Origin of the sequence: Streptomyces sp. IBSNAI002, from assembly GCF_052244475.1 — a bacterium.
Lineage (GTDB): Bacteria > Actinomycetota > Actinomycetes > Streptomycetales > Streptomycetaceae > Streptomyces.
The window spans coordinates 8,305,295-8,321,473 of sequence record NZ_JBQPXG010000002.1 but is presented as its reverse complement, the minus strand read 5'-3'; the positions used below and the strand labels follow the sequence as shown (position 1 = coordinate 8,321,473).

Sequence of the window (16,179 nt, the reverse complement as noted above, 5' to 3'; positions counted from 1 at the left end):
ACATGCCTGCGTCCGGGCCGAGGGCTTCGACCAGGTCGTCGACGGAGCGCGAGGGGACCCCACGGGGATCGATCAGGCGCTCAGCACCGTGATCATCTCCTTGGTCTGCTCAAACACCCCCGGCGCGGAAGCCGCCGGCCCTCACCTTCGGGACGGCCCGGACCGAGCAGGCGAAACAAGCCGTGCCGGGACAAGGTCACCGTGCACTCCTCGGGCATGCGGGGCAAGAACTCACACACCGCCAACGAGCCAACGCACAGCATTTCGAATCATCATCCCCGCGCGATGGACGAAATGCCATAGTAGCGTGCAACACACTCGCGCACCCAACCCCTTTCTCCAGGGGAAAACGCATCAGTCAACCCAGCGATGGAAAGTGGACTGTATACCACTGGCCCCTTCGCGGCAATTGAAGCGACAATGCGCGTATTCTGATAGTCCCATTTCTGAGCCCTTACCTCCATGACCTGACCCAATTGCAGAAGGATGAACAGAAAATGCCAGGAGATAGCACACAAACCAATGGACGTGACGTTCTTGAGGATTCGCTCGGTGAGGATGTTCGAATTTCTACTTCTTAGCCAGATGCCAATCAAGAGGCCGCACCACACCAGTACCAGGACAAATCCCAGCAGGAAATCATTCCAGGTTCGGCTCACCTGGTAGCCGATTTCCCCCAAGGAAACTCGCACGAGAATCACCGCCAGCAGACTCGCCAGAATTTGGGCAGCGACTGGCACAACAAATACTTTCCAGTTGAGGAATGACCTGGGGGCAGGAGGCTGCAAAAACAGGGACACAAAAAGCCCGACCATCAGAGCGAGCAGATAACCCCAGGTGGTCAAAATGGTCCCCATGATTCGCAGCCAATCCACAACTCCATCCGCGATGACACCCAGCTGCACCCCGCCGTAGGCAAGGCTTCGACTCCGATCGCGACTGCCGGGTGAGGTGGCCAGGATGGCAACCCCTGATACCAGACCGGCCATGGCAGTAACAGACCACACTCCAGCGAAAACGTTTCTGCGCCACGGGAAAGCAACCAGGTACACCACAAGGAACGCTACTAGCACCAACCCGGTCTCTTCCCCCATCAGACTGATTGCCAAACCGCCACCGAACGTGCCGACGAGGCAAATTGCACGCGTTAGAGGCGCCTTACTCCTGTGCGCCCAGAGAACGAACGAAACGGCAACAACCGGAGGGACGGTGTGGGTCACCACCCCCGCCGACCAGTAAAATGTTTGATACGGGTTTGGCTGCGCGGCAAAAAACACCAACCGACGCGGCGCTGAACTTTTTACGGGAGATGGCAAGCGTGCCCCGAATCGTTCGACTGCAAGGTCGAAGAGCAGCCAGAAAGTCACCAGCGTAAAGGCGGCCAAAATGATCGGGAAAACCTTCAAGCCGAAGAGTCCGGCCTCGGCATATGCACCCACCACGAGGCCGTTGATGAACCGTCCATTCCCGACTGAGTAGAAATTCTCCGCGAGCCCAAACGCGGACATGGCATCCATGTCCGCGATGTAGCACCAGTCATCTGCAATGGGCCTGACGTAAGACGTCTGTGCACACAAAAGAAAAACGCCTGCCGCGAGCATCACGGCAGGCGCCCATTTAACAATTTCGGGAATGGTCAGCTTGATTGATCTAACGGTTGGCATACCCCACAGCCCTTCTCGTCATGTAAATCTCTTGACATGCTGTGGGCTACTTGCTTGATCCGCGATCTGGGTTACGCCCAACTGGCGGCACGACAGTCAGGGGTTCTCCACGGGGTAGGGGTTGCGGCGACGAGACTGGGCGAGGGCCCCGACACCAGGGCTAATTCATAGTCGTGTTGATCATGTTGCGTCGCAGGTCAGGGGTAGTCCGAGGAGGTCGAGTGGGTGGGTGAAGGGTGTGTCGGAGGTCTCGCGGAGTCCGGCGGCGATGTTGTGGTGGCCGGCGTCGCGGAGGGTGTTGATCGCGAGGTTGCGGAGGGTGGCCATGTTGGCGGGTCCGTGTCCGGTGCGGATCTTGGAGGCGTCCTCGGCGAAGGTGGTGTCCCGGACGTGGTGGACGGCCTCGATGCCCCACTGCGCTCTGGCGATACGGCCGACGACCTGGGGTGATGCCTCGGATGACGTCATGCTGGTGAAGGCATGGACAGTTTGGCAGGTGACACGGCCGGTCTTCAGATCGGTGCGGTGCCGCAGGATTTTCACCGCCTGGACGACGTGGGGGAAGTCCAGGCCGAGGCCGGTGACGGTGAGGGTGCGGACCGAGCGGGTCTCGCGCCGGCCGTGCCCGCGCTCGCGGTCGTAGCGGCGAGCGGTCACCTCCTTCCACGGCAGGGCCTTGATGGCCGCGTGGAGGTTCGGCTGGTTGCCCTTGACCACCATCAGGTAGTGGGCGTTCTTCGCCTCGACCAGCCATTTCGCGTGTTCGCGCTGGGTATGCAAGGGCGTCGGCGGTGACCACCGTGCCGGTCAGGTCGAACGGGGCGAGCAGGGCGGCGAACCCTGCTATTTCGTTGGTTTTGTCCGGTACTCGGAGCTGGCTGACTGTGCGGCCGGCGGCTGTGACTGCGGACAGGAGGTGGGCGGCTGGGGCGGTGTCGTTGCGTGATCCGCGGGCACTCTTGCCGTCGACCGCGACCGATTCCGTACCGGCCGGGCTGTGTCCCAGGAGGTCGGCAAGGCCGCCGGGGCACACTGCGATCAGTACCCGGCGCACGGTGGAGAGTGAGGCCGGACGGCGGACCCCGAGGGGGCTGCGCGGATGAAACCCCAGGCGGGCGAGGGTGTCCTGGGGTGCGCGGCGGGCCCACTGCCCGATCGCGGCGTAGGAGCGTGCCCCGGCCAGGACCGCACACGCCGCGGCCAGGAGCACCGGGGCAAGGGCATGGCGGCGTCCGCGGCGATCACGCGGATCGGGCAGGGCACTGAGCCGAACGTTCATGTCGGGGAGCTCGCGCTGCCGACGCGAGGGCGACTTGGTCAGACAGACGGTGGCGGACTGGCGGCACATCGAGGCTCCGATGATCAGGCGACGTGAAGGTCACCTTGATCATCGGAGCCTCGATACATGCCCCAATGCCGTACTGAAGGTTCGTCACACCCCTGTGACCAGCAAGTTCTCCAGGCCATCAGGACTATGAATCAGCCCTGCCGACACCCACGGCTCCCGTGCCGGCGCTGGAAGCTTTCGAAGTCTCAACCCGCTGCCATCGGCAAGCCCGGAAGGTCTTGGCAGGAAAGTTCAGACAGGACAAGTTCAGACGTCTGTCAAAGCGGTTCCGGGCCCAGTCGGCCTCAGTTCGAACCCCGCGTACACGGTCTTGCCGCATCCATTGTCGCGGCGGGGTGTCACACCCCAGCGGTCGGCGAGGGCGGTCACCAACTGGCAGCCGTAGCCGCCGGTCTCGCCCTTCGCCTCTTCCACGGGTTCCCGGGGCATGGCTTCGGACGTGTCCTCGACCTCGACCACGAGCTCGCCCCGCTCGCACCGCACCCGCACCTCGTCCACTCCGCCGGCGTGGCGGCAGGCGTTGGTGACCAGCTCGGAGACCACCAGGAGGACGTCATCGGCCCGGCGCTCGACTTCCCGGCACCCCGCGCGGCTGCAGTCGTCGATCAGGTCGGCCACGAGCTTGCGGGCGTCCCGGACGGCCATCGTCGCGCAGCCGGGCCGGATCAGCGACGATGCGGTGCAGGGGGTCTGGGGCGCCATGCTCATGATCAATCCCATTTCGGACGATGCAGCCGGACATATCCGGCACTCGGTTTGCGTGCTTCATTCAGCACACCCGAGCCGCCCCGTCCGGGGATCCACCAGCAGGCCGTCCCGGGACCGGACGCCGAGCCGCCCGGCGGCTGACACCGGGTCCCCCGAACGGCCCTCCCCGGATCGGCCCGGCTCCGCGCGCTGCCGCCCCGCCGCGGGGCTCGTTCCCCCCGCCCCCTCCCCCTACTGGTGGAGCCACCCCGCTCGCCCCGCCCGGCATCCTCGACGGACCAGCGACGCGAGGAGCCCCGGAGCGGGGGACGGACGGGAGCACACACCGTGGACAAGGCCATCGGACGTACAGCGGTGGTGGTGCTGTTGCTGCTCCTGGCCCTGTTGGTCCGTGCCACCTGGATACAGGGCCCCGAGGCCAAAGCACTGGCCGACAACGCCCACAACCAGCGGTCGTCACTGCGGCGCTACGCCCGGCCGCTCGGCGACATCTACGCGGGCGGGCAGCCCGTGACCGGTTCGAGCCGCACCGGTTCGGGCCCGCTCGCCTACCAGCGCACCTACACCGACGGCCCCCTGTACGCCCCCGTCACCGGATACGACTCCCAGCTCTACGGCAGCACCCTGCTCGAGCGGCTCTACCGGAGCGTCCTGGACGGCACGGACAGCCGCCTGCAGTCACCGCTGGACGTACTGACCAAGAGCCCCGGTCCCCCGGGAGCGGTCATGACCACCATCGACCCCGCGGTCCAGCAGGCCGGCTTCGACGCCCTGCACGGCGCCTCGGGAGGCGCCGTGGCCCTCGATCCGGCGTCGGGAGCCGTCCTGGCCATGGTCAGCTCGCCCTCGTACGACCCGGGGCCCATCAGCGGCGGCCCCGGCGCCACCGCGGCCTGGAAGCGGCTGTCGGCCGACCGGGGCCGCGCCATGGCCAACCTCGCCCTGCGCGAACCCGTCGCGCCCGGATCGGCGTTCAAGCTGGTCACCGCGGCCGCCGCACTGGAGGACGGGCTGTACCCGTCGATCGACACGCCCACCCGCAGCCCCCTGCCGTACACGCTGCCCGGCACCCGGACGACCTTGCCCAATGAGGAGGCGTCCGCGCCGTGCCGGAACGCCACGCTGCGTACTGCCCTGCGCTATTCGTGCAACAACGTGTTCGCGAACGTCGCCCATGACCTGGGGCAGCCGAAGATGCTCGCCATGGCCCGCAAGTTCGGCTTCGACGAGTCCCGTCAGGACTTCCCGGTCCGGGCGGCCACCAGCGTGTACCCCACCTCGGCGATGACGGCGTCCTCGCTCGCACTCACCGGCATCGGCCAGTTCGACGTCAGCGCCACTCCCCTGGAGATGGCGATGGTCTCGGCGGCCATCGAGAACGGCGGCAGCCTCACCGCCCCGTACCTGGTCTCCGAGGTCACCGACCACGCCGGCCATCCGGTGGCCGGCGTCCCCCACGGCGGCACGTCCCAGGTGATCAGCCCCCGGACCGCCGGGCAACTGCGCAGCGCGATGGAGACGGTCGTCGCCGAGGGCAGCGGCGCGGCCGCCCGCGTGCCGGGAGCGGAGGTCGGTGGCAAGACCGGCACGGCCCAGCAGGGCCTCGGCAACAGCGGGACCCCGTACGCCTGGTTCACCGCGTACGGACGCAAGGGCGACCGTCAGGTGGCCGTCGCGGTGTGGATCAAGGATTCGGGCGCGGCTCGCTCCGCCGTCTCGGGCGGGCGGCTGGCCGCGCCGGTGGCCGCACGGATGATGGCCGCCGCCCTGAACTCCTGACCGCCGGGAGCGGGCCATGGGGGGACCGCTCCCGGCGGGGGTGGTGCGGGACGGGAACACCCCGGGGCGAGGGTGTGTGACAGGCCCGGCCGCGCACCAGCCGGCTTCGCCGTCCGGCGCGCTCACCCTGACAGCGCCCGCCGGCCGGCGCACCCGGCCACCGGAGGCCCTTTCGGGGGACCGGCAGGGGCTCCGTACGGCCTCCCCCGGCCGGAACGGCTCCGGTCGGCCCGCTCGGTCCGCCCCCTCGGCCCGGCCTCAGCGACCCGCCGCGGCAGGGGCCCCCGCGGCCGCACGCGCACCCACGCTGCCCCGACGTCTACCCCGGCGACGGCTGCCTCCGGCGCGCCGCGGAGGCACCGTACGGAGGAGCACCCCTGCACCCGCCCGCAGGGGCAGTACCCCTCCAAGGAACCGACATGCCTCCTCCCCCCTCTTCCCGGGCCCGCCGCACGGACGGCCGCGGCACGCGCCGCGCGGGCCGCCGGGCCGCGCCACGCGGCAAGGCGGCGCGCCCCTCCACCTCCCCGCCCCGGCGGGCGGCTCCGCCCCGGGCTGCGGCCCGGAGGGGCACCATCGCCGGCCGGCTCGGCGTGTTCCTGTGCGTACTGGGCCTGCTGCTGGGGCTGTACACCGCCTACTCGGTGTGGGGTACCGACTTCTTCGCGAACCGGAGCGCCGAGAGCGCCTCCGCCGATCTGCGTGACCAGTGGAAGCACGACGGCACGGCGCCAGGCGGGCGCCCGCCTCCGCCGGGAAGCGCGATCGGATTCCTGTACGTGCCCAGGATGGGCAAAAAGCCCATCCTCATCGAGCCCGGCACGTCCAAGAACGTCCTCGACAAGGGTGTGGCGGGCGTCTACACCGATGCCGCCAGGCCCTGGGACACGACCGGCAACTTCGCACTGGCCGCGCACCGGGCCGGACACGGGGCGAAGTTCCTCGACATGGACCGGATCCGCCCGGGCGACGTGGCGGCCGTCGAGACCCGCGACACCTGGTACGTCTACACGATGGACAAGGTGCTGCCGAAGACCTCCATCTACAACACCGGCATCCTCCAGGCCGTGCCCAAGGGCTCGGGCTACACCGAGCCCGGCCGGTACCTCACGCTGACCACGTGCACCCCGAAGTACACCTCGAAGAACCGCATGGCCGCATGGGGGCACCTGGTGCGCACGATGCCCGTGGACCCCTCCGGGGCCCTGCCGAAGGAGCTGAGGTGAAGGAGCGCCCCCGGATCGACGTGGCACTGGGCCAGGACCGGGCCGCGGAACTCGTCGGCAGGTACCGCGACCGGCTCGTGGAGCAGGACATGATCCCGCCCGACCGGGCACTGCGCCTGGCGTGCCAGGCGTACTGCGACGGGTACGTGTACGTCCTCGCGGCGCCGGGGCAGGTCTGGGAACGGATCGAGCAGCACGCCTGGGGCGGCGACCACCTGCTGATCCTCTCCCTCGACCAGTCCTGGCTGGGCCGCACCGCCCTGTGCGAGTTCGACGACGGGGAGCACGAAGAGCTGCTCCTCGACGAGCTGGACGAGCACTACACGCTCCACTCCTGGCCCGCCGAGGAGGGCGGCGAGCCCTCGTGGACCGGCCCCGGGCAGCGCCCGTACTGACCGCACGGCAACCCAGTGGGGCCTCCCCCGCAGTCTCCCGGGCATGCGGGTGAGGGGTGGATCCCCCGGCCGCTCCGACGACCGGGGGATCGGCGGTGCGGCACTGCCCGCCCAGACTGGACGGACAGGCCCCACAGGCCCCCGCCCACCCCGCGCCACCTGCCCTTCCGGGTAGTCCGAAGGGGCAGAGGCGTCACTTCGGCCCCTCCGAGGAGCACGATGTCCGCCATCCTGACGCAACCGTCACCGGCCCGGCCGTCCGCCGGGGGCGGCGGCTTCCGCGGACATCCGCGGGGGCTCGCCACGCTCTTCATGACGGAGATGTGGGAACGCTTCAGCTTCTACGGCATGCGCGCCCTGCTCGTCTTCTACTTGATCTCCGGGGGCCCCGCCGGGCTGAAGGCCCACCTGCCCGGCGGCGGCCTGGGCATGACCCTGGCCACGGCGACCGCCGTGTACTCCGTCTACGAGGCCGTCGTGTACCTGATGACGATGCCCGGCGGATGGTTCGCGGACCGGGTCTGGGGCGCCCGGCGGACCGTGGCCTTCGGCGGCGTCGTGATCATGGTCGGGCACTTCGTGCTCGCCGTGCCCGGCAGCACGGCCTTCCTGATCGGCCTCGCGCTGGTCGCGGTGGGTTCGGGCCTGCTCAAGGCGAACGTGGCGGCCATGGTCGGCCACCTCTACCCGCGCCCGGACGACCCCCGGCGCGACGGCGGCTTCACGCTCTTCTACGTCGGCATCAACATCGGCGGCCTGCTCGCCCCCCTGGTGATCGGCACCGTCGGCGAGACGGTGAGCTGGGCACTGGCCTTCGTCCTCTCCGGTGTGGGCATGGCGCTCGGGCTGGCCCAGTACCTGGCCGGCACGCGGCACCTGGCCGAGGCCAGCGACCGCGTCCCCCACCCCCTCAGCGCGGGCGAACGCCGCTGCCTGACCCGCCGGACGCTCGCCGCCCTGGCCGTGATCGCCGCCTTCTACACGGCGGTGTCCGCCACCGGGCACTACACCCTCACCTGGGCCCTGCTGCCGCTGACCGTGATCGGTCTGGCCGTGCCCGTGACCGTCCTGGTACGGATGAAGCGCGACCGGACGCTGACGGCGGACGAGCAGGCGAAGCTGCGCGGATACGTCTGGCTGTTCGTCGCCGCGGCCGTGTTCTGGATGATCTACGACCAGGCCGGATCCACGCTGCTGGCGTTCGCCAAGACCAGCACCTCCCCGACGATCGGCGGGTTCGCCGTCCCGGGCTCCTGGTACCAGACCCTCAACCCCGTCTTCATCATCGTCCTGGCTCCGTTCTTCGTCTGGCTGTGGCTGCACCTGGCGCGGCGCCGCCGGCAGGCGAGCAACGCCGGCAAGTTCAGTGCGGGCCTGCTGCTGATCGGCCTCTCCTTCCTGGTCTTCCTGCTCCCCCTGCACCTGGCCTCGGGCGGCGCGCTGGTCAGCCCCTGGTGGCTCGTGGGGATCTTCCTGGTGCAGACGCTGGGTGAGCTGAGCCTGTCCCCCGTGGGACTGTCCGCCACCACGCAGCTCGCGCCGCGCAAGTACTGCAGCCAGATGATGGGCGTGTGGTTCCTGGCGATCACGGCGGGCGACTCCGTGACGGGCCTGCTGTCCATGGCGCACGTGAACCTGGCGGCCACTCCCGCCGTCGCGGTGGAGGGCACCGTGGCCGTCCTGGCCGGTCTGACCGTCTACCTCTCGCGCCGCGGCATCAGCCGGCTGATGGGCGCGGCGGCCTGACCGCCGCCAGCCCCGCCAGCCGACCACCGGGCCCCGAGGCCCGAGTCCGGCACCGGCCCACCCCCCCCCTCCTCCTGAAAGGCCCCCCATGACCCCCCAAACCCGGCTCGCCCGTGCCTCGGCCGCCACGATGACCACGTTCGGCCTGGTGGGCGCCATCAGCGCGGTCTGGGTGGTCCGCATTCCGGCCCTGCGGGACAAGTTCGGCCTGACCGAGTCCCAGGTGGGGCTGGAGGTGCTCGCCTGGGGCATCGGAGCCCTGGTGGTCATGCAGGCGTCCACCCGGCTCCTCGCCCGTTACGGAAGTCACCGCGTGCTCCGTGCGGCCGTTCCCGCTTCGGTGGCCGGTCTGCTGCTGCTCGCCTTCGCCCCCGGTTTCGGCTTCCTCCTGGCAGGGGGCTTCCTGTTCGGAGGCCTGTTCGGCCTGGTGGACGTGGCGGCCAACGCCCAGGCCTCGCACCTGGAACGGGTCGGCGGCCGTCCGCTGATGGGCCGGATGCACGCGGGGTGGAGCCTGGGCGCGGTGACCGGTGGTCTGCTCGGGTCCGGGCTGGCCGCGGCCGGACTGGGTTTCACGCCCTCGGTGGCGCTGGCCGCCCTGATCGCCCTCGTGCCGGCGCTGTACACGACCTCCGGCTTCCTGCCCGACGAGGCTCCCCCGGCCGGCGCCGCGGGCCGAGCCCCCCGCGTACGGCTCCCGCGTTCGGTACTGGTGCTGGGCGCCCTGATGTTCTGCGCCTTCCTCGCCGAGGGGGCGGTCGCAGACTGGAGCGGCCTGCACCTCCATGACGGGCTGGGGGCCTCGGAGGCGGTCGCGGCCCTCGGCTACCCCGCCTTCGAACTGGCCATGCTCGGCGGACGGCTGCTGTGCGACCGGCTGACCGGCCGCTGCGGGGCCCGGCTGCTGCTGACCGGTGCGGGACTGGCCGGTGCGGCCGGGTTCGCCGTCTTCATCGCCGTGCACTCCGCGCCACTCGCGGTCGCCGGGCTGGTCCTCGTCGGCGCCGCGGTGTGCGTGGTCGTACCGCTGACCTTCTCCCTGGCCGGGCTCACCGGCGGCGAACACGCCACGGCGGCCATCGCCCGGGCCGGAACCCTGGGCTACTGCGGGCTGCTCCTCGGTCCCGTCGCCATCGGCCTGGTCGCCGAGCACACCTCACTGCGGACCGGGTTCCTCCTCCTCATTCCGGTCTGTCTGGCGATCGCCGGCGGCGCCTGGTCCCTGCCTGACCTGCGGGTCCCGGCCCATGCGGACGCCGCCGACACACCGACCGGCCTCCACCACGCCTGACGCGAAAGGCAACCGCATCATGACCGACCTCTTCCTGATGGCCCACGGCACCGCCCCGTCGCTGGGGCCCCGGGTCCGCGTCCCGGCCGGGCGCAGCCTCGCCTTCTACGCGGATCCGGGCACCGCCCTGTCGATGACGGAGGTCCAGCTGGTCGTCTCCGGGGCGGACGGCGCTCCGGCGCCCCGGGTCCGCAGTGGCGTCATGGTCTCCAACACTCAGCTGTTCCCCGTGTCCGACTTCGAACTCTCCACGGCCTACGCGCACTTCAGTGAGTGCAAAGGCGAGTTGATGACCCTGCCGGGCGCGATGTGGCTCTGCACGAACCCCTCGCTCTGCTCGGGCCTCCGGCACGTGTGCGGCGGGGTGCTCGGCCCGGACTTCGCCGCGTACGACAGGATCCACGTACTGGCCTGCCGCGGCGGGGCCGAGAGCGCGAACTCCGTCCTGGAGGCGCTGGCCCGGGAGACGGACTGCTTCCTGGCGAGCAACTACGCGGCCACGCGAGCCCACTGGGGGACTCTGGACCAGACGCACCAGGCGCGCTACCTCGGGTTCGACGGGGTGCTGCTGTGGTTCCAGGTGCACAGCAGCGAGCTGCGGGCGGCGGGCGCGGTGGGCGAGTTCCACCGGCTGCTCGACTTCCAGACGTCCATGCCGAAGGAGTACCGGGACCTCCTGCTCGGGGCCGGGAACGACGCCTGGCCGTGGATCAAGGAGTTCATGGACCAGTTGCGGACCGAACAGCAGGCGCTCGTGGATCTGGAACGGAGTTTCGACGCCACCGTGTGGTCCGCCCTGAGCGAACCCGGACAGCGGCGCGCCCTGGAGGTCTACCGGCTGTGGGGCCCCTCGTACCTCGATTCGGTGGAGGACGCCATCACCGCCGCGGGACTGGTGGTGCCCGGCCGGCTGACCCTCTGATCTGCGGGCCGGCCGCGGGAACGAGCCGGTCGGCCCGGCCGGTGACACGCGTACCGCCGAGATCAGGCCAGACCTGCCAGGGCGGCCAGCACCGTTTCGACCCGGCGGTCCAAGGGGCCGTCGAGCTCCAGGATCGGCACGCGCCCCCACGCGTCCAGTGGATCGCCGTGCAGGATCTCGGTGAGGGCCTCGTCCACCACGCTGCGCAGGCCGGGCAGTTCCGCCCCGGGCAGTAGTCGTTCCGTCTCCTCGGTCACCGGCAGGAACACCAGGAGGTCCAGGCTCGACATGGCCGATTCCAGCGCCTCGTGCGTGGCGTCGTCGGCCTCCTCCTCGACGGAGCGGCCGTGCGCCACGAGGTAGGCGAGGAAGTCCGCCGGCGTCCGGTCGAAGACGACGTCGGCGTCACCGGGACCGAGCATCACCACAGACCTGGCGAGCTGCGCCCGGTAGTCCCCGGGCGTGGGGGGATCCGCGAAGGGGTAGCCCTCCTCCTCCATGACCAGGTACGGCTCCGCCGCGGCCGCGTGCCCGGGCAGCGCCGCACACAGCTCCTCCACCAGGGTCGTCTTGCCCGTTCCGTGCGTGCCGGAGACACCGATGCGCATGGCCGCCTCCTTCCCCGGGCCCGGTCCCCGCCCCTGCCACCGTACGGCTGCCGCGGCGGCCGCCGCGCGTCGGCCGCGGTGGCGCCCGCCACGAAGGGGATCTAGCGTCGGAGCATGCCGACCACTCACGGACAGCAGGCCGCCGGGCCGCCGGGCGGCCTCTCCGCCGGGCCCGTCGCACTGGCCTGGCTGACCCAGTTCCTCGTGGGCACGGACCTGTTCGTCGTGGCCCCGCTGCTGCCCGCCATCGCCGCGTCCTTCGGCGTCTCGGTGACCAGCACCGGCCTCCTGGTCACCGCGTTCTCGATCGCGTACGTGGTGGCCTCGCCCTTCGCCGGCTGGCTGTCCGACCGGCGTGACCGCGCCACGGTCCTGGTGTGGGCACTGGTCCTGTTCTCCGCGGCCAATGCCGGAACCGCGCTGGCACCGGACTTCGGCACGCTGCTCGCGACGCGGGTCGTCGCCGGCGTCGCCGCGGCCGCCACCGGCCCCACGGTGTACGCGCTCGTCTCGACGCGGTCCCGGGACCAGGCCCGGGCCCAGGTCCTCGCCGTCGTGGGGTCCGGACTGCTGACCGCCCTGTGGGTGGGTGCTCCCGCAGGTGCGGTGCTGGGCCGGCACGTCGGCTGGCAGGCCGCCTTCGTCATCCTGGCCGCCGGGACGCTCGTGCTGGCCGTGCCGCACGCGTTCGTCTGGCGGGCCCGGCCCGTGACGGCACCCGCCGAGCCGCCCCCGGCCCACGGAGCGGCCGCGCGCCCGCCGTGGACCGTGGCCGTGTCGGCCGTCGCGGTCACGGCCCTGTGGGCGTTCGCCGTCTACGGCCTGTACACCTTCCTGGCCGTCGCCCTGCACGCCGACGGGCGGGCCGGAGCCGTCACCTGGCTGCTGGTGGTGTACGGCGTCGGCGCCGTCATCGGCGGACAGCTCGGCGGCCGGATCGCCGACCGGGCCGGAGCCGTACGGGTCACCATGGCGGCACTGGCCCTGACGGCGGCCCTCGAAGCCGTCGTGGCCCTGGCCTTCCCGGTGACGTGGGCGCTGGCCGCCGCCCTGGGCCCGTTCGCCCTGGCCGCGTACGCCTTCTTCCCGGCCCAGCAGCGGCACCTGGTCGACTCGTTCCCCGGCCGGGCGACGGTGATGCTGTCGTGGAACAACAGCGCGCTGTTCGTGGGGCTGTCCCTGGCCGGGGTACTGGGCGGACAGATCGTGCACGCCCTCGACTACCGGGCGCTCGTCTGGATCTGTGCCGCCGTGGCCGTACCGGCGTGTCTGATCGCCCGCGGACGTCCGCCCCGGACCGGCGGCGAGCGGGGTGAGCGGTGAGCCGGCACGGGAGCCCGTGGCTACCCTCCGCGACGGCCGGCGTGCGCACGGCTCACTCCCCCTCGCGGAAGGCCTCGCCAACCTGCGCGGTTCCTTAGGAGTTCCTGATGAGGAGCATCAGAACCGTCTCAAACCCCGGTGGCGACCCTAGGCTCACGGTCGGCCAGAACGGCTAGATCCACTTCCGGCGGGCACCTCGCGCCGGCCCGTTCCGGCCGCGCTCCGTCGGCCTCCTCCCGGCCACGGAGAAGTCTCCGCTGACAAGGGGTACACCGTCATGGCCGCACACCGTCGTCAACGAGCGTCCCGCATACCGGGGCTCGTCCGTTTCTCCGCCGTCTCGCTGACGGTGGCCACCGCCGCGTTCGCCACCGCGTGCGGCGCCGACACCGGCAAGAGCGACAACGCCAAGAACGTGGCCGCGTCCTCGGCGCCGGAGCCGTACGTTTCGGAGACCCCGATCGGCACGGTGACGACGCCCGAGTCCGGCGACCCCACCCCGTCCGCCTCGGCCAGCGCCTCCGCCGCTCCCAGCACGTCCGCGTCCGCGGCGCCCGCCAACCCCAACGCCGCCCCCGCTTCGGCCCCCGCCGCCAAGACCTCCTCGAAGCCCGCGGCGTCCAAGGCGGCGCCCGCCCCGAAGACCAGCGCCCCCACCGGCGGCGGGGCCAAGGGCTCCTCCGGTTTCACCGCCGGATACCAGGAGGGCGCCAACGCCTCGTCGGCCGTCAAGGCGGCGATCGCCGCGGCCAAGGCCGACGGCAAGAAGGTGCTGATCGACTTCGGAGCGAACTGGTGCGGCAACTGCAAGGCCGCAGACAAGGTGTTCGGCGGCAGCACCGTGGGCGGGATCCTCGACTCGTCCTACCACGTCGTCAAGGCCGACATCGACTCCAACTTCGATCTGCTGCGCGACTACTCCCCGAGCACCGGCGAGGCGTACAAGATGCCGGTGCTCGTCATCCTGGACGGCAACGGCAAGGTCGTGACCGAGACCCACTCGACCGGCAACCCGCCCCTCACCAACGACGGCCTGAGCGCGTTCCTCCGAAAGTGGGCCTGATGGCCGGGCCCGTCCACAGAGCGCTGCGCGGGCCGGCGGCGGCCGGCGTGCTGCTGCTCCTCTCGCTCGGCACCGCCGGCTGCGGCGGCACCACTCCGCAGCCGGCGGGCCATGCGGCCTCCGGCACGGCGACCACGGTGGACGTCATCGACGCCGCCGCCCGGCAGGCCGCCCCCGACAGCTCCGGCACCGCGCTCGACGGCACCGGCACCGCCCTCAGCTCGTACCGGGGCGATGTGGTGGTCGTCAACGTGTGGGGCTCCTGGTGCGCCCCGTGCCGTACCGAGGCCCCTGAGCTGGCGGCCCTGGGCGACGCCCTGGGACCGCGCGGGGTGCGTCTGCTCGGCATCAACGTCCGCGACCGGTCGACCGGCCCCGCCCGGAAGTTCGAGGAGACCTACGGCCTGCGCTACCCGAGCATCCACGACCCGGACGGCGCCCTCCTGCAGGCCTACCCGCCCGCCCTGCTGAACCCCCAGGCCATCCCCTCCACCCTGGTGATCGACCGGGCGGGGCGGATCGCGGCGGCCGTGTCCGGGCCGGTCACCCGGGCCCAGCTGGAGCCGCTGGTGACACGCATCGCGGAGGAGCCGGCATGACGGGTACCGCCTGGAACGCTCTCGCGGCGGCGGACGGCATGGCCGTCACCGGCACGCTCCTGCTGGCCGTTCCGGTGGCCGTGGCCGCCGGCCTGGTGTCGTTCCTCTCGCCCTGCGTCCTGCCGCTCGTACCCGGCTACCTCAGTTACGTCACCAGCCTCTCGGTGGCCGACCTCAGCGAGGCGAACGGGGGCAGGCGCGGCCGGATGGTCGCCGGATCCGCTCTGTTCGTCCTGGGTTTCAGCGCGGTCCTGATCTCCGGCGGCGCCCTGTTCGGCTATGTCGGGCGGAACCTGATCGCCCATCAGGACACCATCACCTTGGTGCTGGGCCTGTTCACCATAGCCATGGGGCTCGCCTTCGCCGGCTGGCTGCCGGGCTTCACCCAGCGCGAGTTCCGCAGTCACCACCGGCCCACCCTCGGCCTGGTCGGGGCCCCTCTGCTGGGCGTCGTCTTCGGCGTCGGATGGACCCCGTGCATCGGCCCGACCCTGGCCGCCGTGCAAGCGCTGGCCTGGAACGAAGCCAGCGCCGGGCGCGGCGCACTGCTGATGGTCTTCTACTGCGCCGGGCTCGGCGCCCCCTTCCTGCTCACCGCCCTGGCCTTCCGGCGGGCGCTCGGCGCCTTCCGCTGGGTCCGTGAGCACCACCGGACCGTCATGAGGGCCGGCGGCCTGATGCTCGTCATGGTCGGCGCCCTGCTGGCCACGGGGATCTGGGCCGACATGGTCTACACCCTCCAACTGCACCTCGCCGGTACCTCTTCCGCCCTGTGAAGCCGGCACCGTCCCACCCCAGAGGAATTCGACACGTGAAACTGCACGCCTCCACCGCACGCCCCGGTACGGCCCCACACGAGGGCCCCCGCCGAGGCGCTCGGCGCCACGCGGCCCGGGCGGCAGCGGGCCTCCTGCTCGCGGCCGCCGCCCTCACGGGGTGCGGCCAGGAGAAGGAGAGCCAGCCCGAACACGCCGCGGCCGTAGCCGAGTTCAAGGAGAACGGCGTCACGGTGAAGCTGAGCGTCTCCGACTGGAAGGCCTCCGCGGGCACCCTGGTGGCCACGTTCACCCCGGACAAGCCCGGATACCACCTCTACAGCGCCGATCTGCCCGCGGACGGCATCGAAGGGGTGGGCCGGCCCACGGAGATCCGTCTCGGCGGGACCGCCGCCGCGACCGGCGCCCTGCAGGCGGACGCGGACGTACGGACCATCAGCGTCCCCGGAGTGGACTCTCCCGTACCGGTCTACCCGGACGGTCCCGTGACCACGAGGCTGCCGATCCGGGCGACGGGCCCGGGTGAGGCGGAGGTCGTGATCGGCTACGCGAGCTGCAGCTCGACCGAGGGGTGCACGATCCCGGTGTCCGGCCGCAAGGTGGCCCTGCACACCGACACCGACCACGTCTCGCTCACGGCGGGCTGACGGCAGTACCGGGGGAAGCCCGCGCCCGCGGCCCCCGGGCCGGGCGCGGGCGCGTCGGCGGGGCGTGTGACGGGCTCCTCCCCC

At 71.2% G+C, this 16,179-nt stretch carries 15 protein-coding genes and 1 pseudogene; 11 read left to right on the top strand and 5 right to left on the bottom strand.

Going from position 1 to position 16,179, the window contains the following annotated elements; translation table 11 throughout:
- Positions 1-272: 272 nt before the first annotated feature.
- From ACTVZO_RS38585 to ACTVZO_RS38570, 4 genes and pseudogenes are all read right to left on the bottom strand, one after another.
- Entirely contained in the window at positions 273-1,664 is a 1,392-nt protein-coding gene (locus ACTVZO_RS38585) for a DUF6056 family protein (protein ID WP_443302819.1), read from the bottom strand.
- Positions 1,665-1,844: 180 nt separating this feature from the next.
- Entirely contained in the window at positions 1,845-2,444 is a 600-nt protein-coding gene (locus ACTVZO_RS38580) for an ISAs1 family transposase (protein WP_443302818.1), read from the bottom strand.
- A gap of 241 nt (positions 2,445-2,685) precedes the next feature.
- Positions 2,686-2,943, bottom strand: a pseudogene (locus ACTVZO_RS38575) (transposase family protein); the annotation flags it as partial.
- 315 nt (positions 2,944-3,258) lie between these two features.
- Positions 3,259-3,720 (bottom strand): ATP-binding protein, encoded by a 462-nt coding sequence (locus ACTVZO_RS38570; protein WP_443302817.1) that lies wholly within the window; start codon positions 3,718-3,720, stop codon positions 3,259-3,261.
- Between the two features lie 327 nt (positions 3,721-4,047).
- On the opposite strand from ACTVZO_RS38570, the gene ACTVZO_RS38565 reads away from it, so the two are divergent.
- The 6 genes from ACTVZO_RS38565 to ACTVZO_RS38540 all read left to right on the top strand — a co-directional run bounded on the left by ACTVZO_RS38565 (position 4,048) and on the right by ACTVZO_RS38540 (position 11,079).
- Complete coding sequence (locus ACTVZO_RS38565; protein ID WP_443302816.1) at positions 4,048-5,499, top strand: penicillin-binding transpeptidase domain-containing protein; 1,452 nt, start codon at positions 4,048-4,050, stop codon at positions 5,497-5,499.
- Positions 5,500-5,918: 419 nt separating this feature from the next.
- Positions 5,919-6,725, top strand: a complete 807-nt coding sequence (locus ACTVZO_RS38560) for a class E sortase (protein ID WP_443302815.1) — start codon at positions 5,919-5,921, stop codon at positions 6,723-6,725.
- Complete coding sequence (locus ACTVZO_RS38555) at positions 6,722-7,120, top strand: hypothetical protein (protein ID WP_443302814.1); 399 nt, start codon at positions 6,722-6,724, stop codon at positions 7,118-7,120. The genes ACTVZO_RS38560 and ACTVZO_RS38555 overlap by 4 nt, the downstream gene beginning before the upstream one ends.
- Positions 7,121-7,339: 219 nt before the next feature.
- Complete coding sequence (locus ACTVZO_RS38550; RefSeq protein WP_443302813.1) at positions 7,340-8,866, top strand: peptide MFS transporter; 1,527 nt, start codon at positions 7,340-7,342, stop codon at positions 8,864-8,866.
- Positions 8,867-8,954: 88 nt separating this feature from the next.
- A complete protein-coding gene (locus ACTVZO_RS38545; RefSeq protein ID WP_443302812.1) occupies positions 8,955-10,157 on the top strand; it encodes an MFS transporter in 1,203 nt (400 codons plus the stop codon).
- Between the two features lie 19 nt (positions 10,158-10,176).
- The gene (locus tag ACTVZO_RS38540; RefSeq protein ID WP_443302811.1) at positions 10,177-11,079 is read left to right on the top strand and encodes a putative adhesin; all 903 of its coding nucleotides are present in this window, start codon (positions 10,177-10,179) and stop codon (positions 11,077-11,079) included.
- Positions 11,080-11,141: 62 nt separating this feature from the next.
- Here ACTVZO_RS38540 and ACTVZO_RS38535 read toward each other — a convergent pair whose 3' ends face one another.
- Positions 11,142-11,687, bottom strand: coding sequence for an AAA family ATPase (locus ACTVZO_RS38535; RefSeq protein WP_443302810.1), 546 nt, complete (start codon positions 11,685-11,687; stop codon positions 11,142-11,144).
- 114 nt (positions 11,688-11,801) lie between these two features.
- Here ACTVZO_RS38535 and ACTVZO_RS38530 point away from each other — a divergent pair, with 114 nt between their 5' ends.
- The 5 genes from ACTVZO_RS38530 to ACTVZO_RS38510 all read left to right on the top strand — a co-directional run bounded on the left by ACTVZO_RS38530 (position 11,802) and on the right by ACTVZO_RS38510 (position 16,095).
- Positions 11,802-13,010 carry an MFS transporter gene (locus ACTVZO_RS38530; protein WP_443302809.1) on the top strand — a complete coding sequence of 403 codons (1,209 nt, stop codon included), beginning with the start codon at positions 11,802-11,804 and terminating at the stop codon, positions 13,008-13,010.
- Positions 13,011-13,287: 277 nt separating this feature from the next.
- On the top strand, positions 13,288-14,073 hold the full coding sequence (locus ACTVZO_RS38525) for a TlpA family protein disulfide reductase (RefSeq protein WP_443302808.1): 786 nt from the start codon (positions 13,288-13,290) through the stop codon (positions 14,071-14,073).
- Positions 14,073-14,672 carry a TlpA family protein disulfide reductase gene (locus ACTVZO_RS38520; RefSeq protein ID WP_443302807.1) on the top strand — a complete coding sequence of 200 codons (600 nt, stop codon included), beginning with the start codon at positions 14,073-14,075 and terminating at the stop codon, positions 14,670-14,672. The genes ACTVZO_RS38525 and ACTVZO_RS38520 overlap by 1 nt, the downstream gene beginning before the upstream one ends.
- On the top strand, positions 14,669-15,448 hold the full coding sequence (locus tag ACTVZO_RS38515) for a cytochrome c biogenesis CcdA family protein (protein ID WP_443302806.1): 780 nt from the start codon (positions 14,669-14,671) through the stop codon (positions 15,446-15,448). The genes ACTVZO_RS38520 and ACTVZO_RS38515 overlap by 4 nt, the downstream gene beginning before the upstream one ends.
- A gap of 35 nt (positions 15,449-15,483) precedes the next feature.
- Complete coding sequence (locus ACTVZO_RS38510) at positions 15,484-16,095, top strand: hypothetical protein (RefSeq protein ID WP_443302805.1); 612 nt, start codon at positions 15,484-15,486, stop codon at positions 16,093-16,095.
- Positions 16,096-16,179 lie beyond the last annotated feature (84 nt).

Excerpts from the sequence above, each read along its gene's own strand:
- ACTVZO_RS38585 (WP_443302819.1), bottom strand. The coding sequence starts at position 1,664 with ATGCCAACCGTTAGATCAATCAAGCTGACCATTCCCGAAATTGTTAAA.
- ACTVZO_RS38570 (WP_443302817.1), bottom strand. The coding sequence starts at position 3,720 with ATGAGCATGGCGCCCCAGACCCCCTGCACCGCATCGTCGCTGATCCGG.
- ACTVZO_RS38560 (WP_443302815.1), top strand. The coding sequence starts at position 5,919 with ATGCCTCCTCCCCCCTCTTCCCGGGCCCGCCGCACGGACGGCCGCGGC.
- ACTVZO_RS38550 (WP_443302813.1), top strand. The coding sequence starts at position 7,340 with ATGTCCGCCATCCTGACGCAACCGTCACCGGCCCGGCCGTCCGCCGGG.
- ACTVZO_RS38545 (WP_443302812.1), top strand. The coding sequence starts at position 8,955 with ATGACCCCCCAAACCCGGCTCGCCCGTGCCTCGGCCGCCACGATGACC.
- ACTVZO_RS38540 (WP_443302811.1), top strand. The coding sequence starts at position 10,177 with ATGACCGACCTCTTCCTGATGGCCCACGGCACCGCCCCGTCGCTGGGG.
- ACTVZO_RS38535 (WP_443302810.1), bottom strand. The coding sequence starts at position 11,687 with ATGCGCATCGGTGTCTCCGGCACGCACGGAACGGGCAAGACGACCCTG.
- ACTVZO_RS38530 (WP_443302809.1), top strand. The coding sequence starts at position 11,802 with ATGCCGACCACTCACGGACAGCAGGCCGCCGGGCCGCCGGGCGGCCTC.
- ACTVZO_RS38525 (WP_443302808.1), top strand. The coding sequence starts at position 13,288 with ATGGCCGCACACCGTCGTCAACGAGCGTCCCGCATACCGGGGCTCGTC.
- ACTVZO_RS38520 (WP_443302807.1), top strand. The coding sequence starts at position 14,073 with ATGGCCGGGCCCGTCCACAGAGCGCTGCGCGGGCCGGCGGCGGCCGGC.
- ACTVZO_RS38515 (WP_443302806.1), top strand. The coding sequence starts at position 14,669 with ATGACGGGTACCGCCTGGAACGCTCTCGCGGCGGCGGACGGCATGGCC.